The 15,895-nt window shown below is 43.0% G+C and carries 17 protein-coding genes; 5 read left to right on the top strand and 12 right to left on the bottom strand.

Annotated elements, in window-relative coordinates:
* Nucleotides 1-15: 15 nt before the first annotated feature.
* The gene (locus KFQ09_RS15215) at nucleotides 16-336 is read right to left on the bottom strand and encodes a thioredoxin family protein (protein WP_003217665.1); all 321 of its coding nucleotides are present in this window, start codon (nucleotides 334-336) and stop codon (nucleotides 16-18) included.
* Nucleotides 323-1,351, bottom strand: a complete 1,029-nt coding sequence (locus tag KFQ09_RS15210) for a PTS sugar transporter subunit IIC (protein WP_019743715.1) — start codon at nucleotides 1,349-1,351, stop codon at nucleotides 323-325. Before KFQ09_RS15210 ends, KFQ09_RS15215 begins: the two co-directional genes overlap by 14 nt.
* A gap of 200 nt (nucleotides 1,352-1,551) precedes the next feature.
* On the opposite strand from KFQ09_RS15210, the gene KFQ09_RS15205 reads away from it, so the two are divergent.
* Nucleotides 1,552-1,998: a YtoQ family protein gene (locus tag KFQ09_RS15205; RefSeq protein ID WP_007501817.1), complete on the top strand. Its 447-nt coding sequence runs from the start codon at nucleotides 1,552-1,554 to the stop codon at nucleotides 1,996-1,998.
* Nucleotides 1,999-2,041: 43 nt separating this feature from the next.
* Here KFQ09_RS15205 and KFQ09_RS15200 read toward each other — a convergent pair whose 3' ends face one another.
* A complete protein-coding gene (locus tag KFQ09_RS15200; protein WP_076822445.1) occupies nucleotides 2,042-3,115 on the bottom strand; it encodes a M42 family metallopeptidase in 1,074 nt (357 codons plus the stop codon).
* A gap of 199 nt (nucleotides 3,116-3,314) precedes the next feature.
* Here KFQ09_RS15200 and KFQ09_RS15195 point away from each other — a divergent pair, with 199 nt between their 5' ends.
* Nucleotides 3,315-3,629: a PepSY domain-containing protein gene (locus KFQ09_RS15195; protein WP_003217759.1), complete on the top strand. Its 315-nt coding sequence runs from the start codon at nucleotides 3,315-3,317 to the stop codon at nucleotides 3,627-3,629.
* 40 nt (nucleotides 3,630-3,669) lie between these two features.
* Here the strand turns inward: KFQ09_RS15195 and KFQ09_RS15190 are convergent, their stop codons facing one another.
* The 3 genes from KFQ09_RS15190 to trmB all read right to left on the bottom strand — a co-directional run bounded on the left by KFQ09_RS15190 (nucleotide 3,670) and on the right by trmB (nucleotide 7,046).
* Entirely contained in the window at nucleotides 3,670-5,313 is a 1,644-nt protein-coding gene (locus KFQ09_RS15190) for an NAD-dependent malic enzyme (RefSeq protein ID WP_007501821.1), read from the bottom strand.
* A gap of 127 nt (nucleotides 5,314-5,440) precedes the next feature.
* A complete protein-coding gene (locus KFQ09_RS15185; RefSeq protein WP_008343041.1) occupies nucleotides 5,441-6,289 on the bottom strand; it encodes a YtnP family quorum-quenching lactonase in 849 nt (282 codons plus the stop codon).
* A 115-nt stretch (nucleotides 6,290-6,404) separates the two neighbouring features.
* Nucleotides 6,405-7,046 carry a tRNA (guanosine(46)-N7)-methyltransferase TrmB gene (gene trmB / locus KFQ09_RS15180; protein ID WP_255835800.1) on the bottom strand — a complete coding sequence of 214 codons (642 nt, stop codon included), beginning with the start codon at nucleotides 7,044-7,046 and terminating at the stop codon, nucleotides 6,405-6,407.
* 189 nt (nucleotides 7,047-7,235) lie between these two features.
* On the opposite strand from trmB, the gene KFQ09_RS15175 reads away from it, so the two are divergent.
* Entirely contained in the window at nucleotides 7,236-7,511 is a 276-nt protein-coding gene (locus KFQ09_RS15175) for a YtzH-like family protein (protein ID WP_017358323.1), read from the top strand.
* On the opposite strand, the gene KFQ09_RS15170 is transcribed toward KFQ09_RS15175, so the two are convergent.
* The 4 genes from KFQ09_RS15170 to thpR all read right to left on the bottom strand — a co-directional run bounded on the left by KFQ09_RS15170 (nucleotide 7,508) and on the right by thpR (nucleotide 11,082).
* Nucleotides 7,508-8,308 (bottom strand): phosphotransferase family protein, encoded by an 801-nt coding sequence (locus KFQ09_RS15170; RefSeq protein WP_255835798.1) that lies wholly within the window; start codon nucleotides 8,306-8,308, stop codon nucleotides 7,508-7,510. The two genes, KFQ09_RS15175 and KFQ09_RS15170, sit on opposite strands and share 4 nt — an antisense overlap.
* 284 nt (nucleotides 8,309-8,592) lie before the next feature.
* Nucleotides 8,593-9,522, bottom strand: a complete 930-nt coding sequence (locus KFQ09_RS15165) for a YegS/Rv2252/BmrU family lipid kinase (RefSeq protein WP_019743712.1) — start codon at nucleotides 9,520-9,522, stop codon at nucleotides 8,593-8,595.
* 47 nt (nucleotides 9,523-9,569) lie between these two features.
* On the bottom strand, nucleotides 9,570-10,505 hold the full coding sequence (locus KFQ09_RS15160; protein ID WP_255835797.1) for a hypothetical protein: 936 nt from the start codon (nucleotides 10,503-10,505) through the stop codon (nucleotides 9,570-9,572).
* Nucleotides 10,506-10,530: 25 nt separating this feature from the next.
* Nucleotides 10,531-11,082 (bottom strand): RNA 2',3'-cyclic phosphodiesterase, encoded by a 552-nt coding sequence (thpR, locus tag KFQ09_RS15155; protein WP_060781647.1) that lies wholly within the window; start codon nucleotides 11,080-11,082, stop codon nucleotides 10,531-10,533.
* Between the two features lie 93 nt (nucleotides 11,083-11,175).
* On the opposite strand from thpR, the gene cysK reads away from it, so the two are divergent.
* The gene (cysK, locus tag KFQ09_RS15150) at nucleotides 11,176-12,105 is read left to right on the top strand and encodes a cysteine synthase A (protein ID WP_025207819.1); all 930 of its coding nucleotides are present in this window, start codon (nucleotides 11,176-11,178) and stop codon (nucleotides 12,103-12,105) included.
* A gap of 56 nt (nucleotides 12,106-12,161) precedes the next feature.
* Here the strand turns inward: cysK and KFQ09_RS15145 are convergent, their stop codons facing one another.
* Together KFQ09_RS15145 and pepV are read right to left on the bottom strand one after the other, a co-directional pair.
* Nucleotides 12,162-12,782 carry a Type 1 glutamine amidotransferase-like domain-containing protein gene (locus tag KFQ09_RS15145; RefSeq protein ID WP_255835796.1) on the bottom strand — a complete coding sequence of 207 codons (621 nt, stop codon included), beginning with the start codon at nucleotides 12,780-12,782 and terminating at the stop codon, nucleotides 12,162-12,164.
* Nucleotides 12,783-12,809: 27 nt separating this feature from the next.
* Nucleotides 12,810-14,210: a dipeptidase PepV gene (gene pepV, locus KFQ09_RS15140; protein ID WP_255835795.1), complete on the bottom strand. Its 1,401-nt coding sequence runs from the start codon at nucleotides 14,208-14,210 to the stop codon at nucleotides 12,810-12,812.
* A 94-nt stretch (nucleotides 14,211-14,304) separates the two neighbouring features.
* Here pepV and KFQ09_RS15135 point away from each other — a divergent pair, with 94 nt between their 5' ends.
* Nucleotides 14,305-15,603 carry an NCS2 family permease gene (locus KFQ09_RS15135; RefSeq protein ID WP_025207822.1) on the top strand — a complete coding sequence of 433 codons (1,299 nt, stop codon included), beginning with the start codon at nucleotides 14,305-14,307 and terminating at the stop codon, nucleotides 15,601-15,603.
* The last annotated feature ends 292 nt before the right edge of the window (nucleotides 15,604-15,895 follow it).

The raw sequence follows: 15,895 nt of genomic DNA, 5'->3' as shown, positions 1-15,895 counted from the left end.
AAGACTCTCCTTTCGTTATTTAGAAAGAGAATCTGTTAAAAATGCTTCAATCTCTTCCTTTGTCTTACGATCTTTGCTGACAAAACGGTTGATCTCTTGTCCGTTTTTAAAGACTAAAAAGCTTGGAATTCCGTAAATTTCCCACTCTGCACAAGTGTCGATGAACTGATCTCTATCCACATAGAAGTATTCAAATTCTGGATAGTTTGCTTCAAGCTCTGGCAAAAACGGCTCAATAAATGTGCAGTCCGGGCACCAGTCAGCTGAAAATAGTAATACGGTTAAGTCTTCTTGAATCACTTTTTGTAATTCTTCGTTTGATTCAATTTTTTTCATGTTTGATTCCTCCAGTTTGTATACTTAAATCTCCGAATTGTATATAGCCTTTCTTTCTCATCCATTCTGATACTACCAAACTAATCACTGCCGGGCCAACGATATGCAAGAGAGCAATAGCGAGGAAAACGGAAGGATGAAATCCCATGACTGTGAGAGTCATGAGCTGGCCGACAAGTCCGCTCGTTCCCATACCCGCTCCTGCCGCATTATTGACCATCCCAAAGCCAATGATACCAATTGGCGCAAGAATCAGTCCTGCAATCGTCGGCGGAATGAGAATGAGTGGATTTTTCACAATGTTCGGCAGCTGTAGTTTTGATGTTCCAATGCCTACCGCAGCAAGACCGCCAAAACGATTTTCTCTAAATCCTGCAGCAGCAAAGCCGACCATCTGCGCACAGCAGCCAATCGTTGCCGCACCAGCAGCAAGACCGCTTAAATCAAGCATCAGCGCAAGCGCAGCGCTTGAAATCGGTGAGCTAAGAGCAAGTCCAACAATGGTTGCAACCAGCATGCCCATGATGAGTGGACTTTGATCAGTCCCCCATACGATCAGCCTGCCGAGCCCTGTCATCACCGCCTGAATCCCAGGGCCGATGAAAGCAGCGGTGAGAAAACCTGTGATAATGGTCACAAGCGGCGTTAAAATAATATCAATTCTTGTCTCACCACTGATCAGTTTGCCTAATTCCACACCAATGAGAGCAGCCACGAAGCTTCCAGCGGGTCCCCCAAGCTCTGCTCCAGCGGCACCTGAAACAACACTTGCGAAAATAATTAAAGGAGAAGCGTTTAAGCGATAAGCAACCGCTACGCCAATTGCTGGTCCCATCAGCCCCATAGCGAGCGTTCCCATTTCCACGATGAGAGGAAATGATAACAGGCCGCCTGCTGTTTTTAAAATCAGCCCTACCACTAATGTAGCAAATAGACCTAAAGCCATATAAGAGAGTGCATCAATAAAATACACCTTTGGCGAAAGGGAGATACCCTTTCTTTTTAAATAAGTCATCAACGTCGTCTTCCTGCTTTCTCATAGGAAAGACGAAGAGGCCTGTCCTTCCCATTATATGTAGTCTTCTTACGATGAAAAATAGTCTCTACCATGAATATCATAATCATATTTTTTTTGCTTTATCAAGCACTTCTTGTGTAACATGAAAAGAAACAGGGCAAACCTTTACTAAGTTTGTGCACAAGGAGGAGATTGTTATGCAATTAACGGTTTATTTAGCTGGAGAAATTCATAGCCAGTGGCGCGATGAAATTAAGGAAAAAAGCCAGTCGTTGAAACTACCAGTGACGTTTGTTGGTCCAATGGAGAATCATGACCGATCAGATAACATCGGAGAAGATATTTTAGGCGGGCAGCCAAATGCCATCTTGAAAGACGATGCGGCTTCTGATTTGAACAATTTCCGCACCGAACTATTATTAAATAAGGCAGACGTTGTCATCGCCCGCTTTGGTGAGAAATATAAACAGTGGAACACGGCAATGGATGCTTCTTCTGCCATCGCCAAAGGGAAACCCCTTATTTTGATTCGTCCTAAAGAATTACATCATCCCCTAAAGGAATTATCAAACAAAGCAAATATCACTGTCGAAACAGTGAATCAAGCGATTAAGGCGTTGTCATACGTGTTTGAACAGGAATAAGAAAAAGGCTGTGCTCTTAATGAGGCAGCCTTTTTCTTATCGTTTACACTTGTTGATAAATCGAATCCACCGTGCTTTGATCACAATTTTTCACAAGACGAACAATTAATTCTTTTGCCGCTGCATAATCATCCACATGCAAGACAGAGTGACTTGTATGAATGTAACGCGCACATACACCAATAACAGCAGATGGTACACCTTGATTTGAGATATGAACACGTCCAGCATCCGTACCGCCTGGCGATACGAAATATTGATATGGAATATTGTTTGTTTCGGCTGTATCGAGGACAAATTCTCTCATGCCTCGGTGCGTAATCATCGTGCGATCATAAATACGAAGAAGTGCACCTTTTCCAAGCTGGCCAAATTGTGATTTGTCTCCCGTCACATCATTTGCAGGACTCGCATCTAGAGCAAAGAACAGATCCGGTTTAATCATATTCGCAGCTACCTCAGCCCCTCTGAGCCCTACTTCCTCTTGGACGGTTGCGCCTGAATATAGCTGACATGAAAGAGCTTCGTCTTTTAATTCTTTCAATAATTCAATGGCAAGTCCGCACCCATAGCGGTTATCCCAAGCTTTGGCTAAAATCTTTTTCGGATTGGCCATTGGGGTAAAGACCGTTGCAGGAACGATTTGCTGCCCTGGGCGAACGCCAAGCTCTTTCGCTTCTTCTTCACTGTCTGCACCAATATCAATCAGCATATCTGACGGTTTTACTGGTTTGCTTTTTTGTTCTGGTGTCAGAAGATGAGGAGGTGTGCTCGATACAACGCCCGGAATTGGCCCGTGATCCGTATGAACATCCACACGCTGCGCAAGCATCACTTGACTCCACCAGCCGCCAAGTGTTTGAAAACGAATCATTCCATTTTTCGTAATGGATGACACCATAAAGCCGACTTCATCCATATGACCAGCCACCATAATCTTCGGCGCGTTCTCTGGGCCTTTGCGGACACCAAACACTCCGCCAAGACGATCCTGTATGAGTTCATCGGAATATTTCTCAAGTTCCTTTTTCATAAAAGCACGCACATGGTGCTCATTACCTGGAGCCCCTTGTAATTCTGTTAAATTTCGGAAAAGCGACATTGTTTCTTCGTTCATTTGACAGTTACCCTCATTTCTATGTAATGACCATATAAATTCCTATAAAAATAACACTCACTTTATACTATAAGAATTCTTTCGGTTTTCCAAGTATCTCTCCAGAAATTTTGAATATGCTTTCAAGTATTCGGATTTCTTAACATCGCTGGACAAGTTTTGTATAATGGAAAAAACAGCAATACGGAGGTGCAGCACGTTGAAGTTAAAACATGTTCTGATTGGTGCGAGTATTGGCGTAGCCGCTGCAATTGTTGCAAAGAAAGTCTTTTTCCCGACGTATATCTCGTCTGAAAAAGCGTTAAAAATTGTGAAATCTGCTTTTAAACAGCGCGGCCCGATTGATGGCTCTTGGATTTATACTGTACCAGAACCGTATACCGTAAATGGTGAAACGATTGATGTGTACAAATCTGGCATTACACGCTCCGCCTTTGGCGAGCTGGAACAGTATGAAGTCATGATTGATGCAAAAACAGGCATGATCGTTGATGTCATTGATTCTGTTGCTTAATAAGAAAGCTTCGCAAAGACAAGTCCTTGCGAAGCTTTTTTTAGATGGCTTTGATTTTTTTGTATACAGGGTGCCACATGGCGTCTTGCACAGCCTGAATGAGATCATCAGGGGTTTCTTCCGCAATTCCTTCGTCAATCGCTGCTTGTGCCACACGGACAGCCACTGTCGCTGAAACTGTTCTGAGCTGATCAACACTTGGAAGCATCGCAGCACCCGGTTTTCCGACATTGACCATGCTCGCAATCGCTTCAGCACTCGCAACAAACATGCTGTCTGTCATGAGGCGGGCTTTACACACAATCGTTCCAAGACCAAGCCCTGGAAACACAAGAGCATTATTTGCCTGCCCAATTTCATATGTCACACCACCATATTCAACCGGATCAAACGGGCTTCCCGTTGTGACAAGCGCACGTCCTTCTGTCCATTCAATGAGATCTTCCGGCTTTGCCTCTGAAAGAGGTGTCGGGTTTGACATCGGTAAAATCGCTGGCCGCTCTACATGTGACGCCATTTCTTTCACAATTTCCTCTGTAAATGCCCCACCTACAGTTGAGGTACCAATTAAGATCGTAGGTTTCGCCTGCTTCACGACCTCTAACAAATCAATTGAATGCTTTGGACCATTACGTGCATAATCCTTCACTTCATCAGAACGTCTTGCATACGGCTTTTGGAATGGCTGAATGTCGGGTGAATCATCTGTGAGCAATCCCGTTTTATCAATACACCAGAAATGATCATATGATTCCTCTTCTTTGACACCGTCTCGCACGATCGCATCACGAATTTGCTCGGCTATACCAATCCCTGCTGTACCTGCTCCAAAGATCACGATTCGGTGATCTTTCAGCGGAACCTTCGATGCTTTTGCACAAGCCAGAACGGCAGCAAGTGAGACGGCTCCAGTTCCTTGAATATCATCATTAAACGTACAAATACGGTCCTTATATTTTTCCAAAATGGCGCGCGCATTTTTTGTACCGAAGTCTTCCCAGTGAAGAAGTGCATTTGGAAAAGTCGCACGGGCAAGCTCAACATATTGATCAATAAACTGATCATAGCGCTCTCCTCGAACGCGGGAGTGCTGATTTCCCACATAAAGCGGATCATTTAAAAGGCTTTCCTGGTTGGTCCCAGCATCAAGCACCACTGCCAGCACACGGCTAGGATCAATCCCTGCTGCGGCTGTATAAACAGCCAGCTTCCCGACTGAAATGGCAATTCCGCCAACACCCCAGTCGCCGATGCCTAAAATTCCTTCTGCATCTGTTGCGACAATGAGATCAATTGATTCATCCACTCCGTAAGATGCAAAAATTTCTTCCATTCCTTCTAGGTCATCAATGGATAAATAAATTCCTCTTGGCTTTCTATACTCGTGGCTGTAACGCTGAATCGCTGTTCCTACGGTCGGTGTGTAAACAATCGGCAGCATTTCTGCCAAATGCTCATTTAATAATTTATAAAAGAGCACTTCATTTCTGTCATGAAGCGCAGTTAAATAGACATTTTTCCCAAGTGCGTCTGGCTGTGCTTTGAACTGTTCATATGCACGCTTTGCTTGATCTTCTAGTGTTAACACCTTCGGCGGCAGAAATCCTTTTAACCCAAGCTCTTCCCGCTCTTCCTTTGTAAATGCGACCCCTTTGTTTAAATAAGGGACAGACATGACTTCCATCCCTCTTAACGGTGTCTCGATGACATCACCATGTACACGATAAAATTGATTCACCTGCACTCTTCCTTTCACAAGTTCATTTTGTCGTTATTTTGTGTGAAAGGCGAAAAAACATACAGATGATCTTTTATCTTCCGGTTTCTCTTTTGACCTCATGGGTCATTGCCCCGTCTTCATCCCACTTTACAGCACGGTAGATGGCATCATGATAAAACAAGTACCATGCATTGTTTTCTTCGGCGAATGCCTGCCATTTTTGCTTCGCTGGGATCGAGGTCATTGGATAATCATCGTATGCCAAGACCCATAGCGGGTTTTTATGAGCGTGTGTCGGCATGATATCCGCTAAATGAATAGCCGTTTCTCCCTGACTTGTGAGCGTTAAGATGCTATGCCCATCGCTATGTCCGCCTGTATGATGCAGGCGGATGCCTTCTGTTACTTCGATGCTATCTTCAAATGTCATGACTTGATCGGCAACAGGCTCCCAGTTTTCTTTCCAATATGTATTTCTTGAGCGAATGTTCGGCGCTCTCATTTCGTCCCATTCAATTTTGGACGTGATGATTTTTGCCTGCTGAAAAACAGACACGAGCTCATCGCCTTCACGTTTTGTCAGCCCGCTTGCATGATCAAAATGCAAATGAGTCATTAAGACGTAATCTATATCAGATGGGCGCAAACCGAGAGCCGCAAGTGATTCTTCTATTTTCGTTTCCTCTGTGACGCCATAATTGCGTTTTTGTTTCTCTGTCAGCTTCCCTGACCCGATGCCGGAATCTACTAACAGATGAAGACCGTTCCACCGTATGAGCATTGGATCACACCGTAATTCAATTTGATTTCGATCATTCACAGGGTATTTTTTTGACCATAATGGCTTTGGCACCACGCCAAACATGGCACCGCCATCCATGTGTGTATCCCCCCCATTTAACCAGAACAGTTCCATTTCACCTATTTTCATTGTCTCCATTGCTGTCATCCCTCCTTTTTCTATCGTAGCAAATACAAAGGAAAATCGCATGTGCTAATCTTTTATCAAAAAAAGCTGACTGCAATCGTTCGTTGCAGCCAGCTTTGTTCGCTTGTTATTCAGGGAATTTTACTTCTGATCGATAGATCGGTTGTCCCATGGAAGAGAATTTCTCTTCATATTCTGTCATGACATTTCCTTCGAGGCCATCATCATGTAAATCAAGGCTCACATACGTTAAAAGGAGTCCGTAAGACGAAAAGCTTTTCAAGGAATATTCAAATAGTCCGCGGTTATCGGTTTTGAAATGTAATTCACCGCCTGGACGGAGGATCTGTTCATATCGCTTTAAAAAGGCTTTAAACGTCAACCTACGTTTTTCATGCCTTGATTTTGGCCACGGATCAGAGAAGTTCAAATACACCCGGTCAATCTCATTTTCCGCAAAGACATCTGTTAGTGTCTCTGCGTTGATGTTTAGAAGCTTTACGTTTTCTACATCTGTTTCTTTGATTTTATCGACTGCCGTCACAATGACACTTTTAAATAATTCAATGCCGATATAGTTTATCTCAGGATGAAGCTTGCCCATTCCGGCAATAAAGCTCCCTTTTCCTGTACCGACTTCGATATGGATTGGATGATCATTTTCAAACAGCTCATGCCATTTCCCTTTGTATTGTTCAGGGTTGGCTAAAGCAATATGAGCATTTTCAGCTAAGTAATCATCCGCCCACGGTTTATGTCGCATTCTCAATTTGATACACCTCTATTTTCTTTACATTTTATCAAGATACCATGAAACATAAAGAGCCGCAAGACAGCATCTTATCCGCACATATGAAAAAGACCAGCTGCTAATTGGGCTGGTCTGCTTCATGTATAAAATCAAAGCTGAATGCACAGTTTAACCACATAAATGACACGCCTTGAAAGGAGCATACGTATGGGATTAAACCGCCAACATCAGCTTCAATTAATCAAAGATATTTTAACTGATCACCAGCTGGATTGCTGCGGGACTGTTGCAGAATATGAACAGGTGGGACGCGTGATTCAATTAATGCTGGCAAAAGAAGATTTGGATGCTGACGTTCGTCAGCTACTAACAGATATTTATGATTACAGCCAAAAAGGCACTTCTGTCAGTTCAATTGATGCACATATCGAAGCGCATCAATCTCATCTATCTAACTGGGTCGAGAACATTCCACTGTCTTAATGGATGTTTAACCGTTTTAAGAGTGCATGTAGCTCGGCTTGCACTTCTTTTTGCGCCTTTTCATTTCCTTTTCTTTTATGCCAAACGACAAACGAGACGGTTTCAGCCAGCACATACCATGCCATGCGTTTTCGCAAGTTGTCAGTCAGCGGAGCACCATACATAGAGAGCCAGCTTTCCCAGTTCTCTTCTTCAACATAATGGTATAAGAGCGGTCCAAGATCAATCGCTGGATCCGCAATCATTGCCCCGTCCCAATCAATTAAATAGAGCTGGTTTTCATCTGTCAGCAGCCAATTATTATGGTTGAGGTCACAATGGCATACGACCTTATCCTCGAAATGAACTGCCTCCACATGTTTCTCTAAATACTGGATGGCGCGCGTCATATCATGTGAGTCAATCTGCTCTTTTAAGATCGATGCCTTGAGATGCATCAAGATCGATGCCGGGTCAAGCGAGTGCTTTTCTAATCGTTTCAGCATATCGAGCAGCTCTTTTGATGTATGAATTTTTCTTAGCTGCTCCGCTACAGGACGGTCATTCATGTCCTTTGGCTTCAGCTCTCTGCCGCTCAGCCAGTGCTGCGCAGTGATGACATCCCCATTTTCCATCCGTTTTGTCCAGACAAGCTTCGGCACAATGCCTTCAGCTGACAAAACCGCAAGAAACGGTGACGTATTGCGTTTTAAAAATAGCTTTTGGTCATTGTGTGTTGCGAAGTATGCATCTCCCGTAGCGCCTCCAGCAGGAGAGATGTGCCATTCGCTACCTAATATTTGTCCCAACCAGTTCATATCAATTTTCAACCCATCATTTCTTAAAATATTTTAAATCATGCTTTTTTAGTCAACAAAATTCAGCCGATTGAGATCAATTGGCTGTTTATTTTTTATTTATATGATCATAAAAACAAAAAGGACAGCTATTGAGAATGAGATGCTAAACAATAGCCGTCCTATAGATTTTATCGCTACCTTCTTATACTCGTCAAGCAAAACTAGAAAATCAGGACAAGAACCTTATGAAAAAGGAAGTCTTTTTTCATGTTTCTTTTGTTCGTGCGCACACTGGCTGCTTCTTAGCCACGTAATTTTAACGATCGCTCACTAGCCTTAACAAACACTGGAGTGGCGCCAATCACTTCTCCATCGGCGTGAAATAAGATTTTTTCATCTGCCTCCAAGTAGGCTTCTTCATGCTGAAAAAGGGTGACTCCCTCCATTACAAGGTGCTTTTTAAAAACCATTGCACTTAAAAATAAGAGAACTTTCAATGGATTCAAATCCGTGACAACGAGCGTTTGAAATCCTGATTGCCTCGCACTCGCTTCCGGTGCTGCTTCCAGCCCGCCCCCATAGTAAGGGTGATTACATACGATCACAAACCACACTTGGCGAAATACTTTTCTCTCATTTTCAATAAAAAGAGCAAGGTCAAACGGTTTGAATGACCATAACGAATGTAGAAAAGACAGCGGGTAGATGATAAACCCGAGTTTGAGTCGGTTGAGCCACTTTTTCCCTCTAAAATGGACCGTTCTCTTCAAGACATGCGCATCAAACCCAACACCAATATGATTGAGAAAAAGAACAGATTGCGGACTTTCTGCATGATCTTGAAAGGAACCGAGAGAAAATGTTTTCGTCAGCATCCTCTTTTGTTTTCTCACTTCTTTGATCACATCATGACGCTGGATGCCCAGCCCCTTCGCAGCATCATTCCAATGACCTGCTGGGACAAAGCTTAGCTGCACATGATCGATTTCTTTTAAACCATTTAGCACTTCATGAATTGTGCCGTCACCGCCAATGACGATCAACCGTTTCAATCTGTCGTCTTGCATAGCGCTAATCTGTCTCGCCAAAACTTCGGCATGTCCTTCATGCTGGGTAAGAAACGATCTGTATGAGATCTCTACCTTTTGTAATTCTTTCTCTATGCTTCTCCAAGTGCGGAGTCCTTTTCCTTGTCCTGCTGCTGGATTGACGATAAAGTACCATTCATTCATATATTAGCTCCACTCAGGTCTCATTTTTTGGTGACCTTGATATGCCTTTAATCAAGCCATTCCTGCCTTCTTTTGCTGTCTGATTCACCATAAGCGAGCAATGCCTTTGTCGCTTTGAATTGCTGGTGCTTTGTCGGCGCGGTGTTTTTCCGCTGCTTGTCAAACCAATCCTCCGCTTTCTTCTTATCGACAACCTCCATCCCGAATGGAACTTCGGGCAAATCAATATACGAGGTGCGGCTGATGAGGATTTTTTTCACAGGAAGCTCCACACCACTTTGCTGTAAAATTTTTGACACAACAGTTCCAGAGCGAAGAAGGCTTGCGCAAGGGTTCAAGACGGATTGAACAGCTTTTCCAGTCGCCCGCTTTTCCCAAAAACGTTCCTTCGATCCAATATATACGCTGTCTGGCTCTGCTTCTAAGAAAGATAAACAGATGACTTCAAGCGGCGTAATGAGCACTGGACACAATTCCATCTCAGCTTTTTGAATGAGCAGCACCGGCTTGTACATCACAAAATAAGAATCTGGCAGCTGCCTTGCAAGCATCCGCAGCTTTTCATCATATCGAATGTGGTGAGAGACAGTTGAAATATGAGAGATCGTCGAGCTGGCCCATTTTAATTGAACATCGTAAAGATGATCCTTAAAAAAGGGAATCAGCTTCGTTTCATCGGTAGGAACGTTTGTAAAAACACCTTGTTCTATATCTGTTGGCTCGTTAAAAAGACTCAGGTCCCGTTCCTTTTTCATATCGGCTTCTTTTTGCTTTCTTTTTAAGGAGAATTTCTTTCTCTTTTCTTCCTCTTGCTCAGGTGCTTGCTCGGTGGCTTGGTCAGCCTGCTTTTGCACCTGCTCTTTTGAAGCCTTTTTTAACTCGTCCCACCTTTGTTTTTTCAACCGAATAAACTGATTGATGTAATGATGCGGGTCTTGTTCATATCGTGATATATAATCTTGGATTTTAATAATTTGCGCCATCTGCTGCTCACTCCAACCTCTAGAATCATTTATGTAGTGTAAATTGTTTGATCGCGTGATAACGTGGGGTTTCTTTTAGACGAATTTCAAATAAAGCGATACTAGAAACCTCCATCGAATATGGTTCTTTCCGTAAGGGCGCTTGTTCTATATAGGACTGTTCTCTATTCCATTTGCGCGCAATCGTCATATGTGGATGAAAGGGTCTCTTTTCGACAGGATGACCTGCTGTCAAAACGGCTGTTTTTACCTTTTCTCTTAGATCCATCAAAGGCTTACTTTCACTAGGCTTTGCAAAAAAGACTCTCGGCCGCTCCTTTTGACCAAATATTCCTACTTCATTCAGCTTCAACGGGAAAACAGACACCTCATGAGACAGCTGTTCAAGCAGCTCAGATATCTTATTTAAACGGTCCTCTGGAATCGCGCCTAAAAACACAAGGGTGACATGATAATCAGTGGGTTCTGTCCATTTTTGAAAGGAAAGCCCGCTCCTCTTGTCTATATCCGCTTTCATTTGATACGCGAGTTGTTCAGGGATTGGAATCCCGATAAAATAATGACGGCTTTCGGCCATATTTTCACCTGTCCTTTTTAACAAACTTTACGAATCCCCATTGATGATAGTATAACTAAAGTAATGCGGAATGAGAAGAAAGGGTGTCACATGATGAAGGTTGCACAAAATATAGCTGAATTAATAGGTCATACACCACTTGTAAAATTACAGCGCCTTCAGCCAGAACATGGCGCTGCTGTTTATTTAAAACTGGAATCATTTAATCCTAGCGGAAGTGTAAAAGATCGGGCTGCTTACAATATGATCCTTAAGGCAGAAAAACAAGGAAAGCTCACAAAAGGGGCAACGATTATTGAACCAACGAGCGGGAATACAGGAATTGGCTTAGCGATGAACGCTGCTGCAAGAGGCTACAAAGCCATTCTGGTCATGCCTGATACGATGACCCAAGAAAGAATCAATATTTTAAAGGCATACGGCGCACAGGTCGTCTTAACCCCAGGGGAGGAAAAAATGCCAGGCTGTATTCGCAAGGCAGAAGAATTAGCTGCTCAAATTCCTAACAGCTTTATTCCCATGCAATTTGACAACGGTGCGAACCCCGATGCTCATAGAGGGACAACGGCTGTAGAAATTATCGATGCAGTGCAACAGATCGGGCAGCAGCTTGCCGCTTTTGTCGCAACTGCTGGAACGGGCGGAACCATTACAGGCACTGGAGAGGAACTCAAGAAAGCATTCCCGGAATTGACGATACATGTGGCAGAGCCAAAGGGGTCTCCTGTTTTATCAGGCGGGAAACCTGGCAAACATAAGCTTGTTGGCACAAGTCCAGGATTTATCCCACAAATTTTAAACGAACAGGTGTATGATGAGATTGTGCAAGTGAGTGATGAAGATGCTTACGACATCACACGAAAGCTCGCCCGTCTTGAAGGTATTTTAGTCGGTCCATCATCTGGCGCGGCATGCTATGCAGCGATTGAAGCAGCCAAGCAAATGCCAAAGGATCACATTGTCATTTGTATGACAGCAGACACGGGTGAACGTTATTTATCAAGTGATGTGTTTCAAGATTAAAAAAGGAACAGGGCGTATGCTCCTGTTCCTTTTTCTTCGTTTCATATGAACAACTCCTACAAGACCGTCTTGACCTCAGTCTGTTCGCCTGTCACAAGTAAAACTTGTTCATCAGTGAGCGGGCATAAAGAGAGCGTATTTTGATCTTTCTCTATGATGTGCTGCGCGGCTTCACCTAAATAAGGATTGTTTATATGCGGTACCGGATAGCTGTTGATCTCATTGAATCCTTCAAAGGAAGATAATTCTAGCGCTTTCTCCTGATCATCCATCAGTGAGATGTATTCAATGCTTGGCGCCATGATAATACTCCCTGCGGATTCTCCGATATACAGCTTGCCTTTGCCGATCTCTTCTTTCAATACACGATCGAGCCCGTGCTTTCTTAATTCTTGCAGCAAATAAAAGGTATTGCCGCCAGATACATACATGACATCATTCTTCCTAATGATCTGTGTGATCTCTTGAACCGTTTGCCCGGTCAGCTGAACAGTCTCTACACGCATTTCTAATTGATGAAAGGCTTCTTTTGCTGCATCGACATAGTGCGTGACTTCTTCCACTTCACTGGCTGCCGGAATGAATGTCACACTTTTTCCTTTTAAGGTGTCGCCTGCAAAGTCAGACAAGAGAGAATAGCTGTCTTTGAATGAAGAGCATAAGAACATTTTTTTCACGGTGAATCCCCTCTTCTCTTTCCTTTTTTATTTCGCCAATTCATACATGGCTTGTGCATATAGCGCAGTTGCTCGTAGTAAATCATCGATTTCGATATATTCATCCTTTTGGTGTGCGCAATCAGGTCTTCCAGGGAATAGAGGGCCAAAGGCAACGCCTGCTTCTAATGACCTTGCATACGTTCCTCCCCCAATCGCAATAAGATGGGCAGGATCTCCTGTTTGTTCTTCGTAGACACGCTGTAATGTTTTTACAAGTGGATGGTCTTTTGAGACGTGATGAGGAGGACTGTCATCAAATTTCTCGATCGTTGCCCCTTTTATTCGTTCAATCCCTTTTTTGACTTCCTCACCGTCCGCGGTTACGGGATAGCGGACATTCAGCCCAAGCTTCGCTTCTTCGTTTTGCGAATAGCGGATTGTGCCAACATTCAAGGTCAAGTCACCACTAATATCATCCTTACAAGCGATGCCGAGTTTTTGTCCTCTTGTGTCTTGATCAAATAAAGCATTTATTTGTGATGTAAATGCGAGCCCTCTTTCATCTAATTCATGCGCACATAAGAAATTTGCCATATGAATGCCCGCATTTGTGCCATTCGCCGGCTCCATTGCATGAACTGATACACCTTTTAATGTGAATGTCAGTCCATCTGCTGTATGGTTTGTCTCACCGGTTAACTGATTTTCCGCAAGATAGGCTGCAAAAGCCGTTTTTAAGGCTTCAGCATCGTGATCGTTTGCTGCTGCCACAATTGCGCGAGCCTCATCTGGGACCATATTGAGACGCATGCCTGATGTGAATTGCTTGAGGATGTAACGCTTGTTTTCTTCTGATTGTTCGTATGTAAAGGATACGATGGCATCTATGATCCCTTTTTCAGCATGAATAATTGGAAAATCAGCATCTGGTGCAAAGCCAATTTGCGGCATCGCCTCATGCTTGAAATAGTGATCGACGCAGCGCCAATCGCTTTCTTCATCTGTGCCAATGATGATTCGAATCTTTTTCGACAGCGGCAGACCGGCATCTTTTAACATTTTCAATGCGTAAAACGCCGCCATGGTCGGCCCTTTATCATCAATGGCTCCTCTTGCAAAGATTTTATTTTCTCTTATGTCCGCTGAAAATGGCGGGGTTGTCCAGTCGTCTCCCGCAGGCACGACATCCACATGGCATAGCACACCGACGATATCTTCGCCTTCTCCATATTCAATATGACCAGCATAACCATCAACATTTTTCACTTTGAAGCCCTCGTCCTGCCCTTTTTTGAGCATATACTGAAGAGCCTCATCCACTTTTTCACCGAACGGTTTTCCTTCTGTGCCGCCTTCTTCATCCAAGACACTTTCAATTTGTAAAAAAGATTGTGTATCCTGAATCAAATTGTCTTTTTTTCGTATGACTTCTGCTTCCCAATTCATTTTTCCATTCCTCCTTGAAAAAAGGTTGCAATCCACCCTTAAAACGAATATTATATTAAGTGTTTTGTAATAATGTTCGTAAATGGAGGATTTTATGTTTCAGTTAAAAGAGAACCAAACCAATATAAAGAAAGAATTACTCGCTGGTATGACGACATTCTTTACGATGGTATATATTGTAGCCGTCAATCCAGGAATCCTTTCAGATGCAGGCATTCCTTTTGACCAAGTCTTTACTGCAACCATTATCGCTGCTGTTGTCGGTACCCTCTGGATGGCACTCTTTGCAAACTATCCGATTGCCATTGCACCAGGTATGGGGCTGAATGTCTATTTCACCGTCACTGTTGTCGGTGGTGGGGGTCTCAGCTATCAAACAGCATTTAGTGCGGTATTTGTTGCTGGAATACTCTTTATTATTTTATCGTTAACATCCCTTAGAAAACAACTCATTGAGGCGATTCCAGATAATTTAAAGTACGGGATTACAGCAGGTATCGGATTATTTATTGCATTCATTGGGCTAAGACAGTCTGGGATCATCACTGCTGATCCACAAAATCTTGTGAAGCTTGGCAATTTAAGTTCACCTGTTGTCATTTTGACACTCGTTGGTTTAATGATTTCTGTCATATTAATGGTTCTTCAAGTGAATGGAGCCCTGTTTATCGGCATGTTAGCAACCACGTTAATTGCACTTGCAACAGGTCAGCTTCATTTTCCTAAAGTGCTAGTGGATACCCCAGCACTCCCTGAAGGAATGCTGATTACAAATCCATTCGCTGCGTTTGGCGATGTATTTTCCCATCACTTGTATGCTGTTGTCTTCTCCTTTTTACTTGTGACGATTTTTGATACAACAGGAACAATGATCGGGGTTGCGGAACAAGCAGGTCTAATGAAAAATGGTCAGCTCCCAAAAGTACGCAGAGCCTTACTTGCTGACTCTGCTGCGACGACAATTGGCTCAATGTTTGGAACAAGCCCAACCACAGCTTACATTGAATCCTCATCAGGAGTGGCTGCTGGCGGAAGAACTGGACTGACCTCTTTAACCGTTGCTGCATTGTTTATTGTGGCTTTGTTTTTTGGTCCGCTCGTTCAAGCCATTTCGTCTTTGCCGTCCATCACTTCACCTGTCTTAATCATTGTCGGCTGTTTGATGATGAATTCAGTGTCACGTATTCGCTGGAATGAGCTTGACGAAGCATTTCCTGCTTTTCTTGTCATTCTTTCCATGCCGCTGACATCTAGCATCTCTACAGGAATTTCACTAGGATTTATTTCATATCCACTTGTGAAGCTGGCAAAAGGAAAATGGAAAGAAGTGCATATTCTTGTGCTCATTTTTGCCGTCTTATTTTTCTTGCAGCTCTTTTTCTTAGAAGGATAGCCAAAATAAAAAGACACATTTCTCATTTGAATGTGTCTTTTTTGTATGAATGATTTTTTATTTTGTAAATTTTCTGTGTTTATTTTTTGATCTTTCTTAAGTGGTAATTCTCTTTATACGCCTTGTGTTTATTGGGTTGTAACCGGATTCAAATCATGATATATACCATAATTTCATTCATGAAGACAAGTTTAAAAACACGTAAAGTTGACTTTTTGGTGGAACTAGATGCATAATAACGTGTATAATAGAATAAAACATTAAGAAACACGAACATTTACCATTGTTGCAT

This window comes from Bacillus sp. FS02, from assembly GCF_024398395.1.
In the GTDB taxonomy this organism is placed as follows: domain Bacteria; phylum Bacillota; class Bacilli; order Bacillales; family Bacillaceae; genus Bacillus; species Bacillus altitudinis.
Note: the sequence above shows the minus strand (reverse complement) of the source record. Positions and strands in the feature narration are given on the sequence as shown.